This is a genomic window from Neobacillus niacini NBRC 15566, assembly GCF_001591505.1.
Classification (GTDB): domain Bacteria; phylum Bacillota; class Bacilli; order Bacillales; family Cytobacillaceae; genus Neobacillus; species Neobacillus niacini.
Genome location: NZ_BCVA01000004.1, coordinates 37,334 through 58,364, shown reverse-complemented (window position 1 = coordinate 58,364; position 21,031 = coordinate 37,334). Strand labels below are relative to the sequence as shown.

At 39.7% G+C, this 21,031-nt stretch carries 22 protein-coding genes; 17 read left to right on the top strand and 5 right to left on the bottom strand.

Annotated features, from left to right (window positions below; genetic code table 11):
- Nucleotides 1-110 precede the first annotated feature (110 nt).
- The 4 genes from BANA01_RS05035 to BANA01_RS05020 all read left to right on the top strand — a co-directional run bounded on the left by BANA01_RS05035 (nucleotide 111) and on the right by BANA01_RS05020 (nucleotide 2,254).
- Complete coding sequence (locus BANA01_RS05035) at nucleotides 111-371, top strand: CGCGG family putative rSAM-modified RiPP protein (RefSeq protein ID WP_034676666.1); 261 nt, start codon at nucleotides 111-113, stop codon at nucleotides 369-371.
- Complete coding sequence (locus BANA01_RS05030) at nucleotides 326-634, top strand: hypothetical protein (RefSeq protein WP_169803647.1); 309 nt, start codon at nucleotides 326-328, stop codon at nucleotides 632-634. Before BANA01_RS05035 ends, BANA01_RS05030 begins: the two co-directional genes overlap by 46 nt.
- A gap of 183 nt (nucleotides 635-817) precedes the next feature.
- On the top strand, nucleotides 818-1,042 hold the full coding sequence (locus tag BANA01_RS05025) for a hypothetical protein (protein ID WP_034676670.1): 225 nt from the start codon (nucleotides 818-820) through the stop codon (nucleotides 1,040-1,042).
- 231 nt (nucleotides 1,043-1,273) lie between these two features.
- Entirely contained in the window at nucleotides 1,274-2,254 is a 981-nt protein-coding gene (locus BANA01_RS05020; RefSeq protein ID WP_034676644.1) for a glycerophosphodiester phosphodiesterase family protein, read from the top strand.
- 34 nt (nucleotides 2,255-2,288) lie between these two features.
- Here BANA01_RS05020 and BANA01_RS05015 read toward each other — a convergent pair whose 3' ends face one another.
- The gene (locus BANA01_RS05015) at nucleotides 2,289-3,341 is read right to left on the bottom strand and encodes an NAD(P)/FAD-dependent oxidoreductase (RefSeq protein ID WP_034676646.1); all 1,053 of its coding nucleotides are present in this window, start codon (nucleotides 3,339-3,341) and stop codon (nucleotides 2,289-2,291) included.
- Nucleotides 3,342-3,654: 313 nt separating this feature from the next.
- Between BANA01_RS05015 and BANA01_RS05010 the strand changes: the two genes are divergently transcribed.
- The 4 genes from BANA01_RS05010 to BANA01_RS04995 all read left to right on the top strand — a co-directional run bounded on the left by BANA01_RS05010 (nucleotide 3,655) and on the right by BANA01_RS04995 (nucleotide 7,458).
- The gene (locus BANA01_RS05010) at nucleotides 3,655-4,500 is read left to right on the top strand and encodes an ABC transporter ATP-binding protein (RefSeq protein WP_034676648.1); all 846 of its coding nucleotides are present in this window, start codon (nucleotides 3,655-3,657) and stop codon (nucleotides 4,498-4,500) included.
- Nucleotides 4,451-5,374 carry an iron-hydroxamate ABC transporter substrate-binding protein gene (locus BANA01_RS05005; RefSeq protein ID WP_034676650.1) on the top strand — a complete coding sequence of 308 codons (924 nt, stop codon included), beginning with the start codon at nucleotides 4,451-4,453 and terminating at the stop codon, nucleotides 5,372-5,374. The genes BANA01_RS05010 and BANA01_RS05005 overlap by 50 nt, the downstream gene beginning before the upstream one ends.
- Before the next feature lie 69 nt (nucleotides 5,375-5,443).
- A complete protein-coding gene (locus BANA01_RS05000; protein ID WP_034676652.1) occupies nucleotides 5,444-6,454 on the top strand; it encodes a FecCD family ABC transporter permease in 1,011 nt (336 codons plus the stop codon).
- Nucleotides 6,451-7,458, top strand: a complete 1,008-nt coding sequence (locus BANA01_RS04995) for a FecCD family ABC transporter permease (protein WP_034676654.1) — start codon at nucleotides 6,451-6,453, stop codon at nucleotides 7,456-7,458. The genes BANA01_RS05000 and BANA01_RS04995 overlap by 4 nt, the downstream gene beginning before the upstream one ends.
- A 385-nt stretch (nucleotides 7,459-7,843) precedes the next feature.
- On the opposite strand, the gene BANA01_RS04990 is transcribed toward BANA01_RS04995, so the two are convergent.
- Complete coding sequence (locus BANA01_RS04990; RefSeq protein ID WP_034676656.1) at nucleotides 7,844-8,212, bottom strand: winged helix-turn-helix transcriptional regulator; 369 nt, start codon at nucleotides 8,210-8,212, stop codon at nucleotides 7,844-7,846.
- Nucleotides 8,213-8,385: 173 nt separating this feature from the next.
- Here BANA01_RS04990 and BANA01_RS04985 point away from each other — a divergent pair, with 173 nt between their 5' ends.
- Nucleotides 8,386-9,618, top strand: coding sequence for an MFS transporter (locus BANA01_RS04985; protein WP_034676661.1), 1,233 nt, complete (start codon nucleotides 8,386-8,388; stop codon nucleotides 9,616-9,618).
- Nucleotide 9,619: 1 nt separating this feature from the next.
- Nucleotides 9,620-10,462 carry an aldo/keto reductase gene (locus tag BANA01_RS04980; protein WP_034676663.1) on the top strand — a complete coding sequence of 281 codons (843 nt, stop codon included), beginning with the start codon at nucleotides 9,620-9,622 and terminating at the stop codon, nucleotides 10,460-10,462.
- Between the two features lie 41 nt (nucleotides 10,463-10,503).
- Here the strand turns inward: BANA01_RS04980 and BANA01_RS04975 are convergent, their stop codons facing one another.
- A complete protein-coding gene (locus BANA01_RS04975; RefSeq protein WP_034676668.1) occupies nucleotides 10,504-10,839 on the bottom strand; it encodes a zinc ribbon domain-containing protein YjdM in 336 nt (111 codons plus the stop codon).
- Between the two features lie 188 nt (nucleotides 10,840-11,027).
- Here BANA01_RS04975 and BANA01_RS04970 point away from each other — a divergent pair, with 188 nt between their 5' ends.
- The 7 genes from BANA01_RS04970 to sleB all read left to right on the top strand — a co-directional run bounded on the left by BANA01_RS04970 (nucleotide 11,028) and on the right by sleB (nucleotide 18,829).
- Nucleotides 11,028-11,435 (top strand): hypothetical protein, encoded by a 408-nt coding sequence (locus BANA01_RS04970; protein ID WP_063251948.1) that lies wholly within the window; start codon nucleotides 11,028-11,030, stop codon nucleotides 11,433-11,435.
- A 200-nt stretch (nucleotides 11,436-11,635) separates the two neighbouring features.
- Nucleotides 11,636-12,235 carry an NADPH-dependent FMN reductase gene (locus BANA01_RS04965; protein WP_063251947.1) on the top strand — a complete coding sequence of 200 codons (600 nt, stop codon included), beginning with the start codon at nucleotides 11,636-11,638 and terminating at the stop codon, nucleotides 12,233-12,235.
- 221 nt (nucleotides 12,236-12,456) lie between these two features.
- Entirely contained in the window at nucleotides 12,457-13,785 is a 1,329-nt protein-coding gene (locus tag BANA01_RS04960) for a gluconate:H+ symporter (protein ID WP_063251946.1), read from the top strand.
- Nucleotides 13,786-13,937: 152 nt separating this feature from the next.
- Complete coding sequence (locus tag BANA01_RS04955; protein ID WP_063251945.1) at nucleotides 13,938-15,002, top strand: glycosyltransferase; 1,065 nt, start codon at nucleotides 13,938-13,940, stop codon at nucleotides 15,000-15,002.
- A complete protein-coding gene (locus BANA01_RS04950) occupies nucleotides 14,999-16,468 on the top strand; it encodes a hypothetical protein (protein WP_174524401.1) in 1,470 nt (489 codons plus the stop codon). Before BANA01_RS04955 ends, BANA01_RS04950 begins: the two co-directional genes overlap by 4 nt.
- Nucleotides 16,465-17,457 (top strand): NAD-dependent epimerase, encoded by a 993-nt coding sequence (locus BANA01_RS04945; protein ID WP_063251944.1) that lies wholly within the window; start codon nucleotides 16,465-16,467, stop codon nucleotides 17,455-17,457. The genes BANA01_RS04950 and BANA01_RS04945 overlap by 4 nt, the downstream gene beginning before the upstream one ends.
- A 652-nt stretch (nucleotides 17,458-18,109) precedes the next feature.
- Nucleotides 18,110-18,829, top strand: a complete 720-nt coding sequence (gene sleB, locus BANA01_RS04940) for a spore cortex-lytic enzyme (RefSeq protein WP_063251943.1) — start codon at nucleotides 18,110-18,112, stop codon at nucleotides 18,827-18,829.
- A 203-nt stretch (nucleotides 18,830-19,032) separates the two neighbouring features.
- On the opposite strand, the gene BANA01_RS04935 is transcribed toward sleB, so the two are convergent.
- Nucleotides 19,033-19,689: a response regulator transcription factor gene (locus BANA01_RS04935; protein WP_063251942.1), complete on the bottom strand. Its 657-nt coding sequence runs from the start codon at nucleotides 19,687-19,689 to the stop codon at nucleotides 19,033-19,035.
- Entirely contained in the window at nucleotides 19,664-20,875 is a 1,212-nt protein-coding gene (locus tag BANA01_RS04930; RefSeq protein WP_063251941.1) for a sensor histidine kinase, read from the bottom strand. Before BANA01_RS04930 ends, BANA01_RS04935 begins: the two co-directional genes overlap by 26 nt.
- Between the last annotated feature and the right edge of the window lie 156 nt (nucleotides 20,876-21,031).

The following is a 21,031-nucleotide window of genomic DNA, read 5'->3' as shown; positions in this document are numbered from 1 at the left end:
CCTCGTTTTAAAATAAGGATATGTTAAAGCTAATGTTAAATTAGTAGATTGAACAGAAATGAACAGGAAAATTTAAGTACAGCATAAAAGAATGTAAGAGGTGATCGAAATTGGATAAGAATTGGTCCATTTCGCTGGAACACGAAGAGTATATAAAGGATGTGAGATTGGTTATTAAGGAGTCCATAGAGGCAGTCGAGCAGACAGGGAAAGGTTACTATGTAAACATCGTTACTCCCGCTTCTTTCGGACATCCAGATGACTATTTGACAGGAGTTTTATCAGAAGGTTTCGGAAGTACCATAGAAATGAAGTTTATCGACCAATGCGGTTGTGGAGGGTATGTGCTGCGCGTATGGAAAAACAATTAAACGACTATTCAATACTAACAAACCATCAAAATCGACAGGTGATACTTAACTATTACAGTGAAGACGAAATGCTCTACCAACGAGATGGCTTCCATTTTCAAACCATCCAGATAACAAAAACGGCCCTGGTCTTTACTAAAAAAGACGGAACCAACTACAGCATTGAGAAACAACACTATCCACTTGCCTACATAAAAACAGACTTTCAAAACTACTACACCCTAAAAAATAATCAAGGATGGCTAGACGTATACTTTCCTTAATAAATTTTTGGTAATAAATTGGGTGACAATTTTGGGTGACAGGCACCGCTCGTGGACACTGTCCACCCCAGGTGGACAGTGTCTGTTAAAATAATGGAGCATGCTGCAGATAATGGTTTTGTATAAACGTCGGTTTTTAGTTAAGACTATTTTTATTGTTTGTTAAAAGGAGACTGTATTGTGATGGCGTATGAAATAACAAATATGATTATTGATGATGATTTTGATAGTGAGGAATATGTAACGGCAGAGTTTATCTATGATCAACAGAATTACAGCATTACTTTTAAAAAAGCAGATCTTGAGATTATTAATGCTTGGGTCTTTAAGGATGGTACCTCACTGCCAGCTAATTTATCGGATAGTATGGTCGAATCCATTAGAGACGATATAAAAGAGAGAATGTAACACATTGCTGGTTGGAAACTCCAATCAGCTTTTTTATTGTAGATGTCCTTTCGCTGATATAGCTCATTTATCGCCGATAAATTCAATTTAACGCTGATATTTCTATCTATGATATAAAATTGGATCTCTTAATCTTGTATTACTTATTAAAATCCGCTAACTTTGACTTGAATGATAAAAAACTGAATCATTTATCCGACGAATTACGTCTATTATCATGAACATGAACTAATGGAGGAATCGAAACTGAAGAAAATAGTAAAAAGAGCTTTCATATTTCTACTCTTTCTATCTTTATTTATTTTCCTAAACAATAGCTCTCTACTAGCAAAGGATCGTGAGGGTGACCCTTTACTTCTCGCACACCGCGGGCTAGGACAAACCTTTAGCATGGAAGGTATCCAAGGCGATACCTGTACAGCGGAGCGAATTTTCCAACCTGAACATCCCTATATAGAGAATACTATCCCTTCGATGGAAGCAGCCTTTGAAAACGGTGCAGATGTCGTCGAGCTAGACATTAAGCCTACAAAAGACGGGCAATTTGCTGTTTTTCATGACTGGACGTTGGAATGCCGGACAAATGCTGAGGGAACCACGAAGGAATACACAATGGAAGAATTAAAACAGTTAGATATCGGTTATGGCTACACGGCGGATAATGGAAAAACTTATCCTTTTCGCGGGAAAGGCGCTGGCCTCATGCCCTCTTTGAACGAAGTATTAGACCATTTTCCAGAGAGTTCCTTTTTGATCCATATTAAAAGCGATGACCCCGAAGAAGGCATACAACTGGCTGAATTGCTATCAAAGCTGCCTTTAAAACGCTTAGCCCAAATGACCGTTTACGGCGGGGATCAGCCCATTGCAACGATAAAAGATAAAATCCCTGAACTTCGTGTCATGTCAAAAGCGACCTTAAAAAGCTGTCTTCTTCCTTATATCGCAGTCGGATGGTCCGGTTATATTCCTTCAGCATGTGAGAAAACACAATTGCATATACCAGAGAAAATTGCTCCATGGTTATGGGGATGGTCGGAAAAGTTCTTAAACCGGATGGACAGTGTCGATACGCGGGTCATTGTGGTTGCCGGTGATGGCGGCTGGTCGGAGGGCTTTGATACTCCAGAGGATTTAAAAAGACTTCCTGCAAATTATAGCGGCGGAATCTGGACAAATCGGATTGATCGAATTGCCCCACATACCAAATAAAGGTGGACCGCAGTAGTCCACCTTCTTTACTATATTATATCATTTGCTTAATTAATTCCTTATTACGCTTTTTAAAAGCCTCATGATGAGAAGATACCATCGCGACTTTAGCGGCGTCCGGCTGGATAAACTTCTTCGCTTTGTTTACAGCATTGGCTGCATCTTGAAAAGCACCGGCAATTAGATTGATTTTCCCCTCGTACATGAGAATATCTCCAGCAGCATAAAGACCCTCTATGGAAGATTCGCTTGTTGCGTTTCCCGCAATATAATAATTATCTACTCTAGTAATATCCATCTCACTATTTTCCAGTAAGGTTGCGTCCTGTTCATAGCCATGACTAATAACCACTTCATCTACTGCCAAATTAGATACCTCACCTGTCTCGTGGTTCGTTAATTCCACGGTGGCGATTTCATCACGGTCGCCATTGGCGATTAATTTGGTGATCGAAGATTGAAAGAAACATTCTACAGAGCTTTCAAGTAGCTTTGTTGCCTGCGCTTCTTGTCCATGCCCTCCCAATTCTTCTTTTCTATAGGTTAAATAGACTTTTTTCGCAATAGACTCTAATTCATTTGCCCAGTCAACAGCAGAATTTCCGCCGCCTGATATGATTACGGTTTTATCCTTGAATTGTGCAAAGGATTTAACGGTGTAATGTAAATTAGATACTTCAAATCTTTCTGCGCCCTCTATGTTCAGCTTTTGCGGATTTAAAATGCCGCTGCCAATAGCAACAATCACTGTTTTTGAAAAATGCTCTTGTCCAGAAGATCCCTTTAAGACAAAGATTCCTTCTTCATTGCGCGCGATCGACTCTACTTTTTCATTCAAAACAACGGTTGGACTAAAGGTTAACGCCTGTTCAACAAGCTGTTCCATTAATTTTGCTCCCGTAATGGGTGTTAAACCGCCGACATCCCAGATCATTTTTTCTGGATAGAAATGAATCTTTCCGCCTAATTCCGGTTGGTATTCAATGACCTTAGTCTTCATTTCTCGAAGTCCGCTATAAAAAGTAGAATAAAGTCCTGCAGGTCCCCCGCCAATTACCGTCACATCAAACAATTCTTGTTGTTCCATTCCGTCCACTCCCTAACCAATTGTAATTGATTATCATTATCAATAAGATTAATGGATTTCCCCAACGATTTCAATACATATTTTTTTGAAAATTCTGCGGCGCTCATATTTGTCGATATCTTGACAGACCTTAAATTAAACACAAACCTTTATTTAACAGGAAAAAGAGACTTTATTTGGTAAACACTATTAGTTGATAAAAAAATATTCACAAAATTGTAATTGACAATCATTATCACTCACCTTTATAGTTAGGTCATAACGACACTGATAATCATTATCAATTATTTCCAGAAACAAAAGGAGGATTACAATGGTTCGCCTTTCTACTGATGATTTAAGCATTGGCTATGGTGAACGCTTAATTGTCAAAAGTCTAAGTATTGAAATTCCAGATAGACAGATAACAACCATTATCGGACCGAATGGGTGTGGAAAATCGACATTATTGAAAGCAATTACACGTATTATTTCCCACCAATCAGGGTCCATCCTTTTAGATGGTAAAGATATTTCAAAAGTAAACACAAAGATTCTGGCAAAACAAATGGCCATTCTTCCACAAACACCAGAAAGTGCAAGTGGATTAACCGTTGGTGAGCTGGTATCCTATGGGCGTTTCCCCTATCAAAAAGGCTTTGGCCGCCTAACAAAGAAGGATTATGAAGTAATTGACTGGGCCCTAGATGTAACAGGAACCATTGATTATAAATTCCGTCCAGTTGATGCCCTGTCAGGCGGACAACGTCAACGCGTATGGATTGCGATGGCACTGGCGCAGGAAACGGAAATTATTTTCCTTGATGAACCAACTACCTATTTAGATATGGCTCATCAATTAGAGGTTTTAGAGCTTCTGCAAAAATTAAATCACGAGCAACAGCGGACGATTGTCATGGTTCTACATGATTTAAACCAAGCTGCGCGCTTTGCCGATCATATTATCGCTTTAAAAGACGGTGAAATTGTCAAGGCAGGAAGTTGTGAAGAAGTAATCAGCCAAAAAGTGTTGAGGAAGGTATTCAATATTGACGCTGTTATCGGCAATGACCCCCGCACAAAAAAACCAATGTGCGTAACGTACAATTTACTAAAAGGAGAAACTAAACATGAAAAAACTACTACTGCCCTTTATCCTGCTCGCAGCGTTAATTATTAGTGCCTGCGGTACAGATACTTCTAAAGAAGAAGAAAATACAGCACCAAATGAGAAAAAATCTGAAACGATTACATACCAATCAGAAAATGGACCGATTGAAGTACCTGCTGACCCACAGCGCGTTATTCTATTATCCGGATTCACTGGTAATGTCCTTGATTTAGGTGTGAATGTTGTCGGTGTAGACACATGGTCTAAGAATAACCCGACATTCGAAAAAGAAATGAAAGATGTTGCAGAAGTATCCGATGAAGACTTAGAAAAAATTATTGAACTAGAACCAGACTTAATCATTGGTTTATCTAATATTAAAAACGTTGATAAGTTAAGTGAAATTGCCCCTACCGTTACCTATACTTGGGGAAAGGTTGATTATTTAACACAGCACATTGAAATTGGAAAACTATTAAATAAAGAAAAAGAGGCCCAAGCTTGGGTGGACAACTTCAAGAAAGAAGCTGAAAGTGCGGGAGAAGAAATCCGCGCCAAGATCGGTGAAGATGCAACCGTATCGGTTATGGAAAGCTACGGAAAAGATCTTTATGTTTTCGGAAGCAACTGGGCACGTGGAACAGAAATCCTATATCAAGCAATGAAACTAAAAATGCCTGAAAAAGTGAAAGAAGTGGCAGAGTCATCTGGATACTTTACTCTTTCGGCCGAAGTCATTCCTGAGTATGCAGGAGATTATATGATTTTAAGTAAATACTCAGACGCTGATACTTCCTTCCAAGAAACGGAAACGTACAAAAACATTCCTGCGGTTAAGAACAATCGCGTCTTTGAAATGAATGGACAAGGTGCTTCTTTCAGTGATCCAATAACACTAGAAAAGCAGTTAGAATTTATTAAGAAATCATTTTTAGGTAATTAATATTAGAAGAGGAATTCTTATAAAGGATTCCTCTTCACCCTATTCTACGAAAGAAAAGATGAGAGAGTTATGACAAGAGAAAACCAACGTTCCATTCCTTTTGGCTTAAAATTGATAATCGGACTTCTTATATTTGCCGCAATGTTTATCCTTTCCTTGATTATGGGAGCAGCAGATATTTCGCTCCAAGATGTATCACAGGCACTTTTCTCTAATGCGCAGGGTGAAAAAATTTCCATCATTCGTGAAATACGACTGCCGCGTGAAATCGCTGCTATCGTGGTTGGAGCTGCCCTTTCCGTTGCTGGAGCTATTATGCAGGGGATCACGAGGAATCCCCTCGCTGATCCAGGCTTACTTGGTTTAACAGCGGGGGCAAATGCAGCACTAGCATTCATTATCGCGTTTATCCCTTCAGCTAATTATTTCAGTATTACCATTGCCTGCTTTATTGGAGCAGCGGTGGGAACCACCATGGTATTCGGCATAGGTGCGATGAGAAAAGGCGGCTTTTCTCCTCTAAAGATTGTACTAGCTGGAGCAGCTGTTTCTGCTTTCCTTTATGCCATTGCAGAAGGAATTGGGATTTATTTTAAAATATCAAAAAATGTCTCAATGTGGACGGCAGGAGGAATGGTTGGCACTACATGGGAGCAGCTCCAGATTATTATCCCCTTCATCCTAGTTGGGTTACTAGTGTCTTTCTTTTTATCAAGGCAGCTTACAATTCTTAGTTTAAGTGAAGAAGTAGCAGTTGGACTAGGTCAAAAAACAACACAAATAAAGGTCATTCTTTTTATATCCATTATTCTATTAGCAGGGGCTTCTGTTGCCCTTGTGGGAAACATGGCTTTCATCGGCTTAATGGTCCCTCATGTCGTACGCGCAATGGTTGGGACGGATTATCGTTTTATTCTTCCTATGACGGCTATTTCTGGAGCCACCTTTATGCTTTTCGCTGATACACTTGGACGGACCATTAATGCTCCCTTTGAAACACCTGTGGCTGCGATTGTGGCCACCTTGGGATTACCTTTCTTTCTTGTGATTGTCCGTAAAGGAGGTAAGGCATTCTCATGATCCAACCTTCACTAATAAGAAAACAACGTATCATTTTCATCAGTTTACTTGCATTAATTATCCTTACGCTCGTAGTTGGAATGGGGTTAGGTCCTGCCTCTCTATCTTATGACCGGCTGATTCCTACTCTTTTTGGCCAAGGTACGTTCAAAGAGGAATTTGTATTATTTTCGGTTCGATTACCGCGAATCATCATTACCCTTTTAGCTGGTATGGCACTCGCTTTATCAGGGGCTATTTTACAGGGAATCACCCGAAATGATTTAGCTGACCCTGGGATTATTGGGATTAACTCCGGAGCGGGGGTTGCTGTCACGGTTTTCTTTTTGTTTTTCCCGATCGAGGCAGGTTCGTTTGTCTACATGCTCCCGCTAGCGGCTTTTCTCGGAGCATTGCTGACTGCCGTTCTCATCTATCTATTCGCGTACAGCAAAACGGAAGGAATGCAGCCAGTACGATTGGTGTTAATCGGGGTTGGTTTTTCGATGGCGCTTTCCGGAGCGATGATTGTCCTGATTTCTTCTGCCGAACGGGCAAAGGTCGACTTTATTGCAAAATGGTTAGCAGGAAATATTTGGGGAACCGATTGGCCATTTATTTGGGCGCTCCTCCCTTGGCTGGTTGTACTGCTTCCTTTTACCTTATATAAGGCAAATCGGTTGAATCTGCTTAGTCTAAGTGAACCAGTCGCCATCGGCGTCGGTGTATCAATTGAAAAAGAACGAATTGTTTTACTGATAACCGCTGTTGCCCTTGCTGCATCTGCTGTGTCAGTTACGGGAGGAATTACCTTTATCGGCTTAATGGCGCCGCATATGGCAAAAGCGTTAGTAGGACCGCGAAATCAGTTATTTATTCCCATCGCCATTCTAATTGGCGGCTGGCTGCTCGTTTTTGCAGATACTGTAGGACGGAATATCATGGAATCTGCAGGAATCCCTGCCGGTATTATGGTAGCACTAATTGGTGCACCCTACTTTGTTTACCTTTTATTGAAAAAATAAGGCGTTATCCTTGAAAAAGGATACGCCTGTTTTTTTGCTTAGTTAAAGGCTGATGTTGATTTCGGCCACGAAAAACCTTATGAAGGACTAAACTCATCGTGGAATCTCTCGATTTGTCTTTCATCACCCTTATGAAGGACTAAACTCACTGTGGAATCTCCTGATTTGTCTTTCATCACCCTTATGAAGGACTAATCTTACAGTGGAATCTCTCGATTTGTCCTTCATCAACCTTATGAAGGACAAATCTCACTGTGGAATCTCTTGATTTGTCTTTCATCAACCTTATGAAGGACTAATCTCATCTGAAGTTCTACTGATTTGTCCTTCATCTACCTTTTATACCGCTGCACAAAAAATCAGCAATGAAAATTTAACAGTGTTTTTATTTTAAATGTTCATTTAGTACGTTCTCTTCTAAGACATCTAAACTTCCATAAACTTTGGTAATATGTTTTTCTCCCCATGTGCAAAGTGAATTTAAAATCCCTTCTAAACTCCTGCCATACTCACTTAACTCATACTCCACTTTCGGCGGAACTTGATTATAAACGATTCGGTTTATCACACCATCTTCCTCTAATTCACGCAATTGCTGCGTCAACATTTTCTGAGTTATATCCGGCATTAAGCGTTTCAATTCACTTGTTCGTTTCTTGCCGTGGGTTAAATGGCAGAGAATCACACACTTCCACTTGCCGCCAATTACTTCTAACGTTGCTTCTACTGATATATTATATTTCTTTTGTTTCATATGTCGATTGCCTCCTCACTAATAGGAACCAAAAAGTACCTATATTACTTCTAAGTATCTATATCACTTTAAAGTGCGTACTTCACTAATGTTTCACTATATCTCATAATAACATTTATCGATTGAGCCGTAAAAAGCAAATCGTTCAAAAATTCATAAGGAGGAGACAACATATGTCTTTCAATCATAAACAAAGTTTGTTTGCGCTGTTGGCATTAGCCATAAGTGCCTTTGCAATTGGAACCACTGAATTTATCAGTGTCGGACTTTTACCGTTAATTGCAAATGATTTAGAAATTCCCGTTACAACTGCCGGTTTAACGGTTTCCTTATATGCACTAGGAGTTACCTTCGGGGCACCTATTCTGACATCTGTTACTTCTAGTATGTCACGGAAATCTTTATTGTTATGGATCATGGTGATTTTTATTATCGGGAATGGTCTGGCGGCAAGTGCAACAAGCATCGGCGTACTCTTGGTAGCACGCGTTATATCTGCCCTCTCCCATGGTATTTTCATGTCAATCGGCTCTACGATCGCAGCTGATTTAGTACCGGAAAATAAGAGAGCCAGCGCAATCTCCATTATGTTTTCAGGACTAACCGTAGCCACGGTAACCGGTGTTCCGCTTGGTACCTTTATTGGTCAACAATTTGGCTGGCGAATGGCGTTTATTCTGATTATTGTTGTGGGAGTCATCGCATTACTTGCGAATAGTATTCTGATACCATCGTCTTTACGAAAAGGTAGTGTTTCATCTTTTCGTGATCAACTAAAAATCGTCAAAAATGGCCGGCTTTTACTTGTCTTTATCATTACCGCCTTAGGGTACGGAGGAACATTTGTAGTCTTTACTTATCTATCTCCAATCCTTCAAGATATCACAGGCTTTAAAGAAGGAACGGTGGCTGCGATTCTACTTGGCTATGGGATTGCAATCGCCATCGGAAATATGATTGGAGGAAAGGTATCCAATCAAAATCCAATTAAGGCACTGTTGTATATGTTTATTGTCCAAGCTTTGGTTCTATTTATATTAATGTTTACCGCACCATTTAAAATAGCGGGATTAATTACGATTTTCTTTATGGGCCTGCTTGCATTTATGAACGTTCCTGGATTACAAGTGTATGTGGTCATGCTGGCTGAGCGTTATGTACCAAGCGCTGTAGACGTAGCTTCGGCCCTTAATATTGCTGCGTTCAATGCAGGAATTGCGATTGGTTCCTATTTAGGCGGAATCATAACCGATTCAATTGGACTCATCCATACCACTTGGATTGGTGCCCTGATGGTTCTTGGCGCCGTCTTCCTGACAGGCTGGAGCCGAAAGCTAGAAGAAAAAGACAAAACCGTTACTGATAACCAGTGTTTATTTTCTAATCAAAAATTGGAGGTTCAATAAAATGACAAACAACTTACAAGCAACAACTACTTTATCGAATGGAGTAAAAATGCCTTGGTTCGGTCTAGGGGTATTCAAAGTCGAAGAAGGTCCAGAATTAGTGAATGCAGTTAAATTTGCGATTAAACAAGGTTACCGCAGTATCGATACAGCCGCTATATATGGGAATGAAGAAGGCGTTGGGCAAGCCATTCGCGAAGCAATCAATGAATTCGGCATTACAAGAGAAGAATTATTTATTACCTCAAAGGTTTGGAACTCTGACTTAGGGTACGAATCAACACTGAAAGCCTATGAGAATAGTTTAGCGAAACTGGGTCTTGATTATTTAGATTTATTCCTGATTCACTGGCCAGTGGAGGGGAAATATAAAGATGCATGGCGTGCGCTAGAAACTCTTTATAAAGCAGGAAGAGTAAAAGCAATTGGAGTAAGTAACTTCCAAGTCCATCATTTAGAAGATGTACTAAAAGATGCCGAGATAAAACCAATGGTCAATCAAGTGGAATATCACCCACGTCTAACTCAGGCAGAAGTCAAAGCCTTCTGTGATAACAACGGCATTCAATTTGAAGCCTGGTCCCCTTTAATGCAGGGTCAATTATTTGATCATCCTTTACTAAAGGACCTAGCCAATAAATATAACAAATCAGTCGCTCAAGTCATTTTACGCTGGGATTTACAAAATGGGGTTGTTACCATACCTAAATCAACAAAGGAACAAAGAATCATAGAGAACTCATCTATATTTGATTTTGAACTAAAAGCAGAAGATTTGGACCAAATAAGTAGTCTTAATGAAAATCATAGAGTCGGTCCAAACCCTGACAACATTGATTTTTAAAATGAATCAAAGGCGCTCCTTAAGTAGGGAGCGCCAATTTTTTATATCTTTTTAACAAATTCTGATTTCAAACTCATCGCGCCAAAACCATCGATTTTACAATCGATATTATGGTCCCCATCAACTAAACGAATATTTTTCACCTTTGTCCCCTGTTTTAGGGTAGATGAACTTCCTTTTACTTTAAGGTCCTTGATAACCGTTACCGTATCACCATCACTTAAAACATTTCCATTTACATCCTTAATAACACGTTCTTCCTCCACAGACGCTGCTTCTAAACTCCACTCATGTCCACACTCTGGACAAATCAATAAACTTCCATCTTCATATGTATATTCTGAATTGCATTTTGGGCAATTTGGCAAACTTGACATCATTACTCCCTCTCCAATCTCTTAATAAAATATCTCTACCAAGTATAGTCCAAAAGGAACAAGCATTCCACTTATTGCAGTATGATAAAAAAAACAAGGGAATGTTGATTTTTCCTAGGACTCATGACTTGTCCAAAATCATACAACCTTCATATCATATCGTATTGCTATGAAAGGAGGTAATGAACTTGGGACTACAACAATGCGATTGTGGTGCAACTGCCATTGGTACTGGCACAAAAACGATTCAAATGGGATCATTCATAGTTTCCTTAAACCTTGAAGTGGATATTAATATCTGCCCCAACTGTACCTTAGCGGGAAGCTTTGTCAATGTTACCTTTTCCGCGGTTTTCCCACCCGGTCCAACAGTAACAGTAACATTTACTGGGACAGCGGCAGGCCTGCCAATTTGTACAGAGGAAAACGGAGTTCAAACTCTAGTAGTGGAAGTGGAAGGCAATTTATCCTTTAACAACACGGCTCCTCTAGCGATAAATTTCCCCTTGAAACTTATATCTACGAATAAAGTATGTATTGAATTCTTCGGATTCGCTTTACCATGCTTAACAGTACCAGTGGTTTTTACTTGTTAACCTTTGAAAAAGGAAAGCCTATTACTTTATTTTTTGAGTAATGGCTTTTTTTTATTTTAAAACCAATCTCTTGACATCGAGATAAATCTGTATTATATTTATCTCGAATTAAAAATATTTTACCTGAGTATACTTTAATTCAAAACAAACGTTAACAAAAAACCTAAATAGATTAAAAATAACAGCAAGGGGTGCACACAATGGGTTTTTTCAACAAATTATTTGGTACAACAACTAAGGAGGAAGAAACAATGACAAATCCAAAATTGAAAATCGGTATCATCTTAGGAAGCACACGTCAAGGACGTGTTAGCCCGCAAGTAGGAGAATGGGTAAAAGGAATTGCTGATCAACGTGGAGACGCAGACTACGAAATCGTAGATATCGCAGATTTTAACCTTCCCTTCCTAGGCACTACTGATGGAACAGAGCCAGGAATTGCTGCTTGGAATGAAAAGCTTGCAAGTTTAGATGGATTTGTATTCGTTGTTCAAGAATACAACCACAGTATTACAGGTGCTTTAAAAAATGCAATTGACTTTGCACGTGAAGCTTGGTACAACAAAGCGGCTGGTATCGTAAGTTACGGTTCAACAGGCGGAGCACGTGCTGCAGAACATTTACGTGGAATCCTTGGCGAAGTTAAGGTAGCTGACGTTCGTACACACCCAACATTATCTTTATTCACAGATTTTGAAAACGGCTCAGAATTCAAACCTCAAGATTTACACCAAACAAACATGACTGCAATGTTGGACGAAGTAATCGCTTGGAGCGGAGCTTTAAAAACATTACGTTAATTCTTAATACGAGTAACCCCGAAATATGGGGTTACTTTTTTTATATAAAAATCTACATTTTGTAATAACCGCTTTCAAAAAAGATTTGACGAACTCGCTATTGAAATGATATCCTTCTAAAGGTTAATTTGTTTATTAAACTAATTAATTATTAGTTACGTTGCTCTATGGAGTAAGCGTCATCAATACTGCTAATGCATCTAGAACTTGGAGGAAATATCATGGAGAATTATTTACCAATTATTTGGGTAGCTCTCGGGGTTGCTTTGCTTCTTTTCTTAAATATGAAAGTAAAGCTTAACAGTGTTTTAGCCCTTTTAATCTCAGCAATTTTTGTAGGCATTGCAAACGGTCTCAGTTTGCCAGATGTCATTGCGTCGGTGAAAGCCGGCTTTGGTGGCACGCTTGGAAGTCTCGCCATTATTATCGGGTTTGGTGCTGTCCTTGGTAAGTTGATGGTTGATTCAGGTGCGGCTCAACGTGTTGCAACCACACTCTTAAATAAATTTGGAGTGAAATATGTTCAATGGGCCATTTTACTTGTTGGCTCCATCTTCGGTATCTCCGTATTTTACGAAGTGGCATTTATTATTTTGGCACCACTTGTTGTAAGTATCGCAATAGAAGCGAAAACACCATTTTTACGTCTTGGTATGACAATGGTTGCTGCGGCAACGATGGCTCACAGTATCTTCCCGCCACAGCCTGGTCCGGTAGCACTTGTTGATGCTTATGGCGCAGATATGGGTATGGTTTATATATTAGGGCTAGTGGTCGTCATTCCTGCTATCATTTGTGCAGGTATTATTCTTCCACGCTTATTGAAAAACTTAGACCGTCCAGTACCGAATTTGTTAAAAAAAGAAAAAGAATTTACAGAAGCGGAAATGCCAAATTTTGCAGTAAGCTTACTTGTTCCTTTAACACCTGCAATCATTATTACGGCAGCAACCCTTCTTAATTACTTTATCGAAAAAGGTTCCACTGCATATCAAATCGTTAACTTCTTCGGAAGTGCAGAAATCAGTATGATTCTAGCCGTTTTAGTTGCCATTTATGTATTTGGTATTCGCGTTGGCCGTTCCATGTCAGACGTCATGAAATCATTTTCAGGAGCGATTGAAGGAATTGCGATGATCGTTTTCATCGTTGGTTCTGGCGGTGCTTTTAAACAAATTATCTTAGACTCTGGTGTGGGTGACGCAATTGCAAGCTTAATGCAAAATTCAAGTGTATCACCGTTAATCATGGCTTGGTTTATCACTGCCTTAATTCGGATTGCAACCGGTACGGGTGTAGTATCCGCGATTACAGCTGCAGGGATCGTTGGTCCGCTTATGCATACCTTTGATGTAAACCCTGTCTTAATGGTATTAGCAACAGCTGCAGGCAGTAACACCATTACACACGTGAACGATGCTTCCTTCTGGTTATTCAAAGAGTATTTTGGATTATCTATTAAAGAAACGTTTAAAACTTGGGGCCTTCTCTTATTCGTCAACTCCATTGTTGGTCTTGGAATCGTTTTACTACTAAGCTTATTTATCTAAAAAAAAACGCGCTACAGTCTGTTAAGGACTGTAGCGCATTTTTTTTGCCTTGGTGTTTTTACCAATTTGTCCAAGCCTTCCATTTCAAAAAGCATACCTTATTTTTATAGGATTATAAATTTAGATATTATGTTTGAAAGGAGAATGAACAATTGCCTAAAGTTATCCATTTAAACCTGCGGGTGGACCCGACTCAATACATTCCCCAGATTCGGGAAGTTCCTGGTTATGATTACATTCATTTGGTCAGACAGCCTAAGTATATGGTTAATTTACCGCTTCTTAATGATAAGGTTCACTACCTTAGTGAAATATTCTCTCCAGTAGATTATGTCGAAAAAAACAAACTATCGCTGATTCATGCCCACCATGGTCAATTAGGTTTATTAATGCTTCCATTTAAGGAAGAAACCAACCTGCCGCTTGTCACCAGTTTCCGCGGCAGAGATGCAACTCTTGCCAATCAGCCGGTTGGCTATTTAGATGGCATGAAAATGCTGTTTGAACAAGGAGAGCGTTTTTTCCCTGTTTGTCAGCATCTAGCACATCGAATTAATTTATGGGGATGTCCCGCAGATAAAATCAGAGTGCTTTATGGAGGGGTAGACCTTAACCTTTTTCCTTATAAGGGACCAAATTTACAAGGTACACAGAACATTGTCTCACTTGGGAGACTAGTAGAAAAGAAAGGTCACCATGTCTTAATGCAGGCTTTTAAAAAGATTAAAGCAAAATTCCCAAGAGCTACCCTTACCATCATTGGCGGCGGTGAGCTGGAAAGCTATATTAAATCCCTAGCAGCCCAGCTTAATTTAGGTACATCCTTCCGATTATTAAATCGTGTGCCCAAGAGTCAAGTTCCAGAATTAATGGGACAAGCAGACATTTTCTGTGCCCCAAGTTTAACAGCTAGCAATGGGGATGTAGAAGGAATTCCAAATACGATTAAAGAAGCGATGGCGACAGGTATACCTGTTGTCGCCACAAACCATGCGGGTATTCCAGAAATTATTACGAATAACCAAGATGGAATTTTAGTACGAGAAAATGATGTGGACCATCTTGCCCAAGCATTAGAATTTATGTTACTCAATCGACAACTATGGGAAGGCTATGCTCTTGCAGCTCGTCAGAATGTAGAACAAAACTTTGACCAAACTAAGCAGCTTCTCTTGCAGGCTAAATATTATGATGAATTGTTAGGGGGATCACGATGACAGACTTCAAATCAATTAAAGTAACGAAAGGACCAAAAACTCTATTAATCGATAACCCCACTAACTTCCCTTTAATCGGAATGGGTGCTCAAGGCGCTGTTTTTAAATTATCCGAAAAGCGGTGCGTAAAAATTTATTCCAATACCCTGCAAGCTCAAATGGAATTAGAAGCACTCAAAGCAGGGCAGCACTTAGCGTTCTTTCCACGATTATATGAATATGGTGAAAACTATATAGTTATGGAATTCTTTAATGCCCCTACATTAAAAGAATATCTACGGAATTGCACCTATATTCCTGAATCGATTACAAGAAAACTTCTGTATGTTTTAGGTGAAATGAGAAATGCACAGTTCACAATGGTTGACGCCCCGTTACGGCATATTTTCGTCCTTGAAAATGAAGAACTGAAGGTCATTGACCATGTGAATGCCTTCAAACGTGTACACCCTGTGCCGCTTAAATTATTAAGAGATTTAAACATGATGTTATTAAAAGAATCCTTCTTATCTCAAGTTAGAAAATTTGAACCAGCCACCTATGAAACATGGCAGCGATACTTTGCAGAGAACACGATCGATTACCGGAATATACCCGTCTTTTCAGGAGGAAATGGTGAAGGAGTAAAAGTGGATAGCGCCATCTCGCAGACATTAATTGGAGCAGGCCACCAAGGTGCGGTCTTTCGAATTGAAGAGGATCAATGCGTAAAAATCTATGGAAAACCGGAACATTGTCATATGGAAAAAACCATTTTATTGGCTAATCAGGACCTTTCCTTTATTCCAAAGGTTCATGAAAGCGGAGAAAACTACGTTGTAATGGAATATTTATCAGGGCCAGACTTAAACACCTTTTTAAAGAAACAAACCACCCTTCCACCCGTCGTGACAAAACTACTTTTAGACATTCTAACTTCTCAAAAACAGGCTGGATTTAAACAAATTGACGCCCCCTTACGACATGTTTTTGTCACCAATAAAGGTTTTAAAATGGTCGACCATGTTTATTCCTTCTCTCGTCTGCAAGAACGACCATTAGAACTTTTTCAAAACCTTCATGAAAGAGGCTTCCTGGCTGATTTCTTAGAGCAAATAAAGGTTTTAGATCCTGCTACACACGCGGAATGGACGAAAACTCCTATTCCACTTACCGAGGAAGAAGTTCAAATGGAAATCAGGGACATTCCTACTGTTCTGCCAGAAATTAAAAAGCATAGCGGTAAAAAACAGCATGGGCATAAAAAGGGCAAGGGCCACGATAGGGATCGTGACCATAAAAAAGGCAAGGAACATGGTAAAGACCACGGCCATAAAAAGGAAAGAGACCATGGTAAAGACCGTGACCATAAAAAAGGGCATGATCGTGATAAGGACCACAGTCAAAAAAGAGAGCACGGCGGTAAGAGAGATAACAAGGATAAAAAGAAGGGAAATGATCGTAAAAAAGGATCGGATAAAAGATGAACATTTTAGTGACAGGTGCGGCAGGTTTTATTGGCTTCCATCTTTCTAAACGTTTGTTAGCTGAGAATTATCATGTAATCGGCGTGGACAACCTTAATGACTATTACGATGTACGTTTAAAAAATGAGCGGTTAAAACAGCTGGAGACTAACGATAAGTTTACATTTTATAAAGTAGATTTAGCTGATTCAGCATGCTTAAACGAAATTTTTGAAAGTCATTCCATCCCCATTGTGATTAATTTAGCTGCACAGGCTGGGGTCCGATATAGTCTTACCCATCCACACTCCTATGTCCATTCCAACTTAGTAGGATTTGTAAATATTTTAGAGGCATGCAGGCATTATCAAGTGGAGCACTTACTTTACGCGTCGTCCAGTTCTGTCTATGGAGCCAATACCAAAACCCCCTTCTCCACCACTGACTCTGTCGACCATCCAGTAAGTATATACGCAGCCACGAAAAAGGCAAATGAATTAATGGCACACACATACAGTCATTTATTTAATATCCCGACTACTGGTCTTCGTTTCTTTACGGTGTATGGACCTTGGGGCAGACCGGATATGGCTTATTATTCCTTTACAAAGGATATAATCGAAGGGAATTCGATTAAAGTGTATAATAATGGAGATATGCGCAGGGATTTCACTTATATCGATGATATTGTAGAAGGAATCGTCAAATTATTAGACCAGCCACCTGAGCCAGATCCAAACAGAGATCTCGACCCAAGTACAAGTCATGCCCCCTACAAAATCTATAATATTGGCAACAATCGTCCCGTCAGATTAATGGACTTCATTCACACGCTAGAATATCTAATCGGTAATAAGGCCAAAATTGAATTCCTCCCGATGCAGCCCGGAGACGTAAAAGAGACCTATGCAGATATTACCGACCTGCAGAAGACAGCCGGATTCTCCCCTGCTACACCATTAGAAACAGGGTTGGGTCATTTCGTAGAATGGTATAAACAATTTCATTAATAAGAGCAGCACAAATCCCCTCAACCTTATTGAGGGGATTATTTACTATATTGGGATACGTACTTCGCGGTCTTTATGAAGGACAAATCTTCTGCTTCTTTATCGAGTTTTGTCCTTCATCCCTCTTATGAATTTGTCCTTCATCCCCTTATCAAAGACAAATCTTTTGCTTCTTTATTGAGTTTTGTCCTTCATCCCTCTTATGAAAGACAAATCTTTTGCTTCTTTATCGAAATTTGTCCTTCATGCCCCTTATGAAAGACAAATCTTTTGCTTCCTTATCGAGTTTTGTCCTTCATGCCCCTTATGAAAGACAAACCTTTTGCTTTTTTATTGAGTTTTGTCCTTCATCCCTCTTATGAAAGACAAATCTTTTGCCTCTTTATCAAGATTTGTCCTTCATGCCTCTTATGAAAGAAAAGTCTTCTGCTTCTTTATCGAGTTTTGTCCCTCATGCCCCTTATGAAAGACAAATGCTCCTTTATCAAGATTTGTCCTTCATCCATTTTATTGAAGAACGGTCTAAGAATTCTATCCTAAGAAACTTATTTTAGCAGAAAAACCTTTACCCCTTTCATTTGTTACATAGAAATGTAAAAAATATGAAAGGATAGTAATATACGTCTTTTTAAATCGTTAGGAGGTTGAACCTGTGCAGAGGAAAGCAATCTTTAAGATTTTGCTGATAATGATTTTTCTAACTGTAACATCTTTAGCCAATAGCGACCAAAGTAAAGATATCCAGGCGTTTTCAAACCAGGTACTTCAACAAGGCTCTTCTGGTGAAGATGTGATTGAGCTGCAATCACGCCTTTCGTATAATGGCTTTTATAAAGGTAAAATTGACGGTGTGTTTGGCTGGAATACATACTGGGCAGTACGGAATTTCCAATATGAATTTGGGTTGCCTGTCGATGGGGTTGTCGGGGCAGATACGAAGGCAATGCTAGTAAAAGCAACAAGATATGAAAAGAATGGAAATACCGGTTCAACAGGTGCTAATGTTCCGAACGGTTATAGTGCCAATGATATTCGTTTGATGGCAAATGCCGTGTACGGGGAAGCACGCGGGGAACCCTATACCGGTCAGGTCGCTGTGGCAGCTGTCATTATCAATAGGGTTCAAAGTGCTTCTTTTCCAAATACAGCAGCCGGGGTCATCTATGAACCTGGAGCCTTCACGGCAGTTGCGGATGGACAGATTAATTTGACACCGAATGAAACAGCAAAAAAGGCTGTCCAGGATGCGTTAAATGGATGGGATCCAACCGGAAATGCCCTATATTACTTTAATCCCGATACAGCGACAAGCAGCTGGATTTGGAGCCGCCCACAAATCAAGAAAATTGGTAAACATATATTTTGTAAATAAAACAGTCACATAGAGGATTCTATGTGACTAAATTTGTTTCAGCGTTCTGATTTGGGTCAAGTGACTGACTTCCACTTGACCTATATTTTTTCTGCCATCGGATTTCGGGCAAGTGGCGTGCTTTCACTTGACCCAGATTGTTTCTGTAAAAAAAATTTCGGGCAAACAGAGTGTGCCCGTACCTGTTTATGCAAAAAGGCATTTTAAGGCTTTATTATTCCTTGCTCCTTTGCCTTAAAAACCGCTTTATGCCTTCCTGTCACTTCTAATTTAGAGTAGATAGTTGAAATATAATTCTTTACTGTTCCCTCCGTTAAGAAAAATTTCCGTGCGATTTCACGGTTGGTTAAACCATTAGAAAGCTCGTTTAATACCTCCATTTCTCTTTCCGTAAGTCCAAAATGGTTTTTAGTTGTTTTTTCGTCTTTTTCTTGGCTCGGTGTTTGAATCCATTGTGTGATTAATTTTTTTGCAATTTCCTGTGTAATCAGTGTTCCACCATGATGGACAAGTCTAATTCCCGCTGCAAGATCGTTGGGATGTATGGCTTTTAATAAATATCCTTCTGCTCCGGCTGCCAACGCATCTCGTACATACCCTAATTCCTCAAAAGTTGTTAAAATCATCACCCTTACAGAAGGGAATTGGCTTTTAATATGGGCTGTGGCGTCCACCCCATTCATTTCGGGCATATGAATGTCCATCAGGACAACATCAGGAGACAGCTGTTTCGTTAACTCTAATGCCTTTTTTCCATTTTCAGCAGTACCAACTATTTTTAAGTCTGCTTCCCCTCCGAGCACAATCGCGAGGCTTGCCGTAATCAGCTCCTGGTCATCCACTAATAACACTTTTATCATCCTGCTTAAACTCCTCTCTAAAACGACTTGCTATTATTGGTATATAACAAGTAACGTTTGTCCCCTCATTCACCTTCGATTCAATACTTAATCGACCCTGAAGTGATTCCAACCGCTCCTTCATTCCATTAAGACCAAAACCATAACTTACTTTACGATTACCAATGCCATTATCTTCTATCAAAAGGACCACATGAGAGGAATCTGCCTTTAGCGTAATCATAATCTCCTTGGCATGCCCATGGCGGATGGCATTTGTTAGTGATTCTTGAAGGCACCGAATGAGAGTGATGGTTGCTTGAGAGGAAATATTAATTTCTTGATGGCCTATATGTTCAAAATGGATAATGGTTTTCGTATGTAAGGCAAATTCATCGGCAATTTTTTTTAACTGGGAAAGTACCTCTTCCTTTTCTTCATTTGGAGAAATTTGATGAATTTGGAACCGGATATCCCCTAAGGATTTTCTCAACACATCACTTAATACTTCAACTTGTTCCCGTGCTTTCTCAGGAGATGTTTTCATTAGAAACGAAGCCGCATCAAGTCCCATTATGACAGAGGTAAAGGTATGTCCGACGGTATCATGGAGATCTCTTGCCAGCCGATTTCTCTCCTCCAATAAAGTTACTTTTTCAATCTGTTTTGCATATTCTTCCAAAAGTTGATTCTGCCTGCGGTTTTCAACAAGCAGCAAATGCGTTTTCTTCTCGGCTTCAATAACTTTTGCCACAGAAATACCAATGCCATAGAGAAAAAAACCATCAATTACGCCAAGACCCAAATGCTCCCATCCAACAGCAAGTACTGCTAGAAATGGAATAAGTGAAAATCCTGCCCATAGCCACCATCTAGCCTTCCCAGGCCGGCTATAAATACCAGCACAGAGTGCAGGATAGGCCAAGAAGGAAGAATACTCCCCTAACAAAAAACAACCCACAATTAAGAACAGCCCGCTAAAAGTCATTTCAAGTAAAGGATAGTTTTTCACACTGAAACTATTAATCGTAACCCCAGACCATTGTGGAATCAGGAATGCGGCAAAAAACAACGGCAGGATTAGCCAGAAGAAAGGCATAGAGGATAGAAAGATAGCCAGAAATAATAAATGAAAGACAAACCAGCCTATTCTTGTTATTTGCGCAGTTTTATAAATCCAATGAGGTTCATGGCGAATTGGCAGCATAATGAGCACCTTCCATTCTCTAATTTAATCATTACTATATTCCACACCATTGCATAATTCCCTTTTTTCATAAAAGTCCGGAGGTCACAAAAAGTCATATGACCCCCTTATGACCAAGTTCACTTTTAGGAATGACCGTTTCTCGATGATAATGAG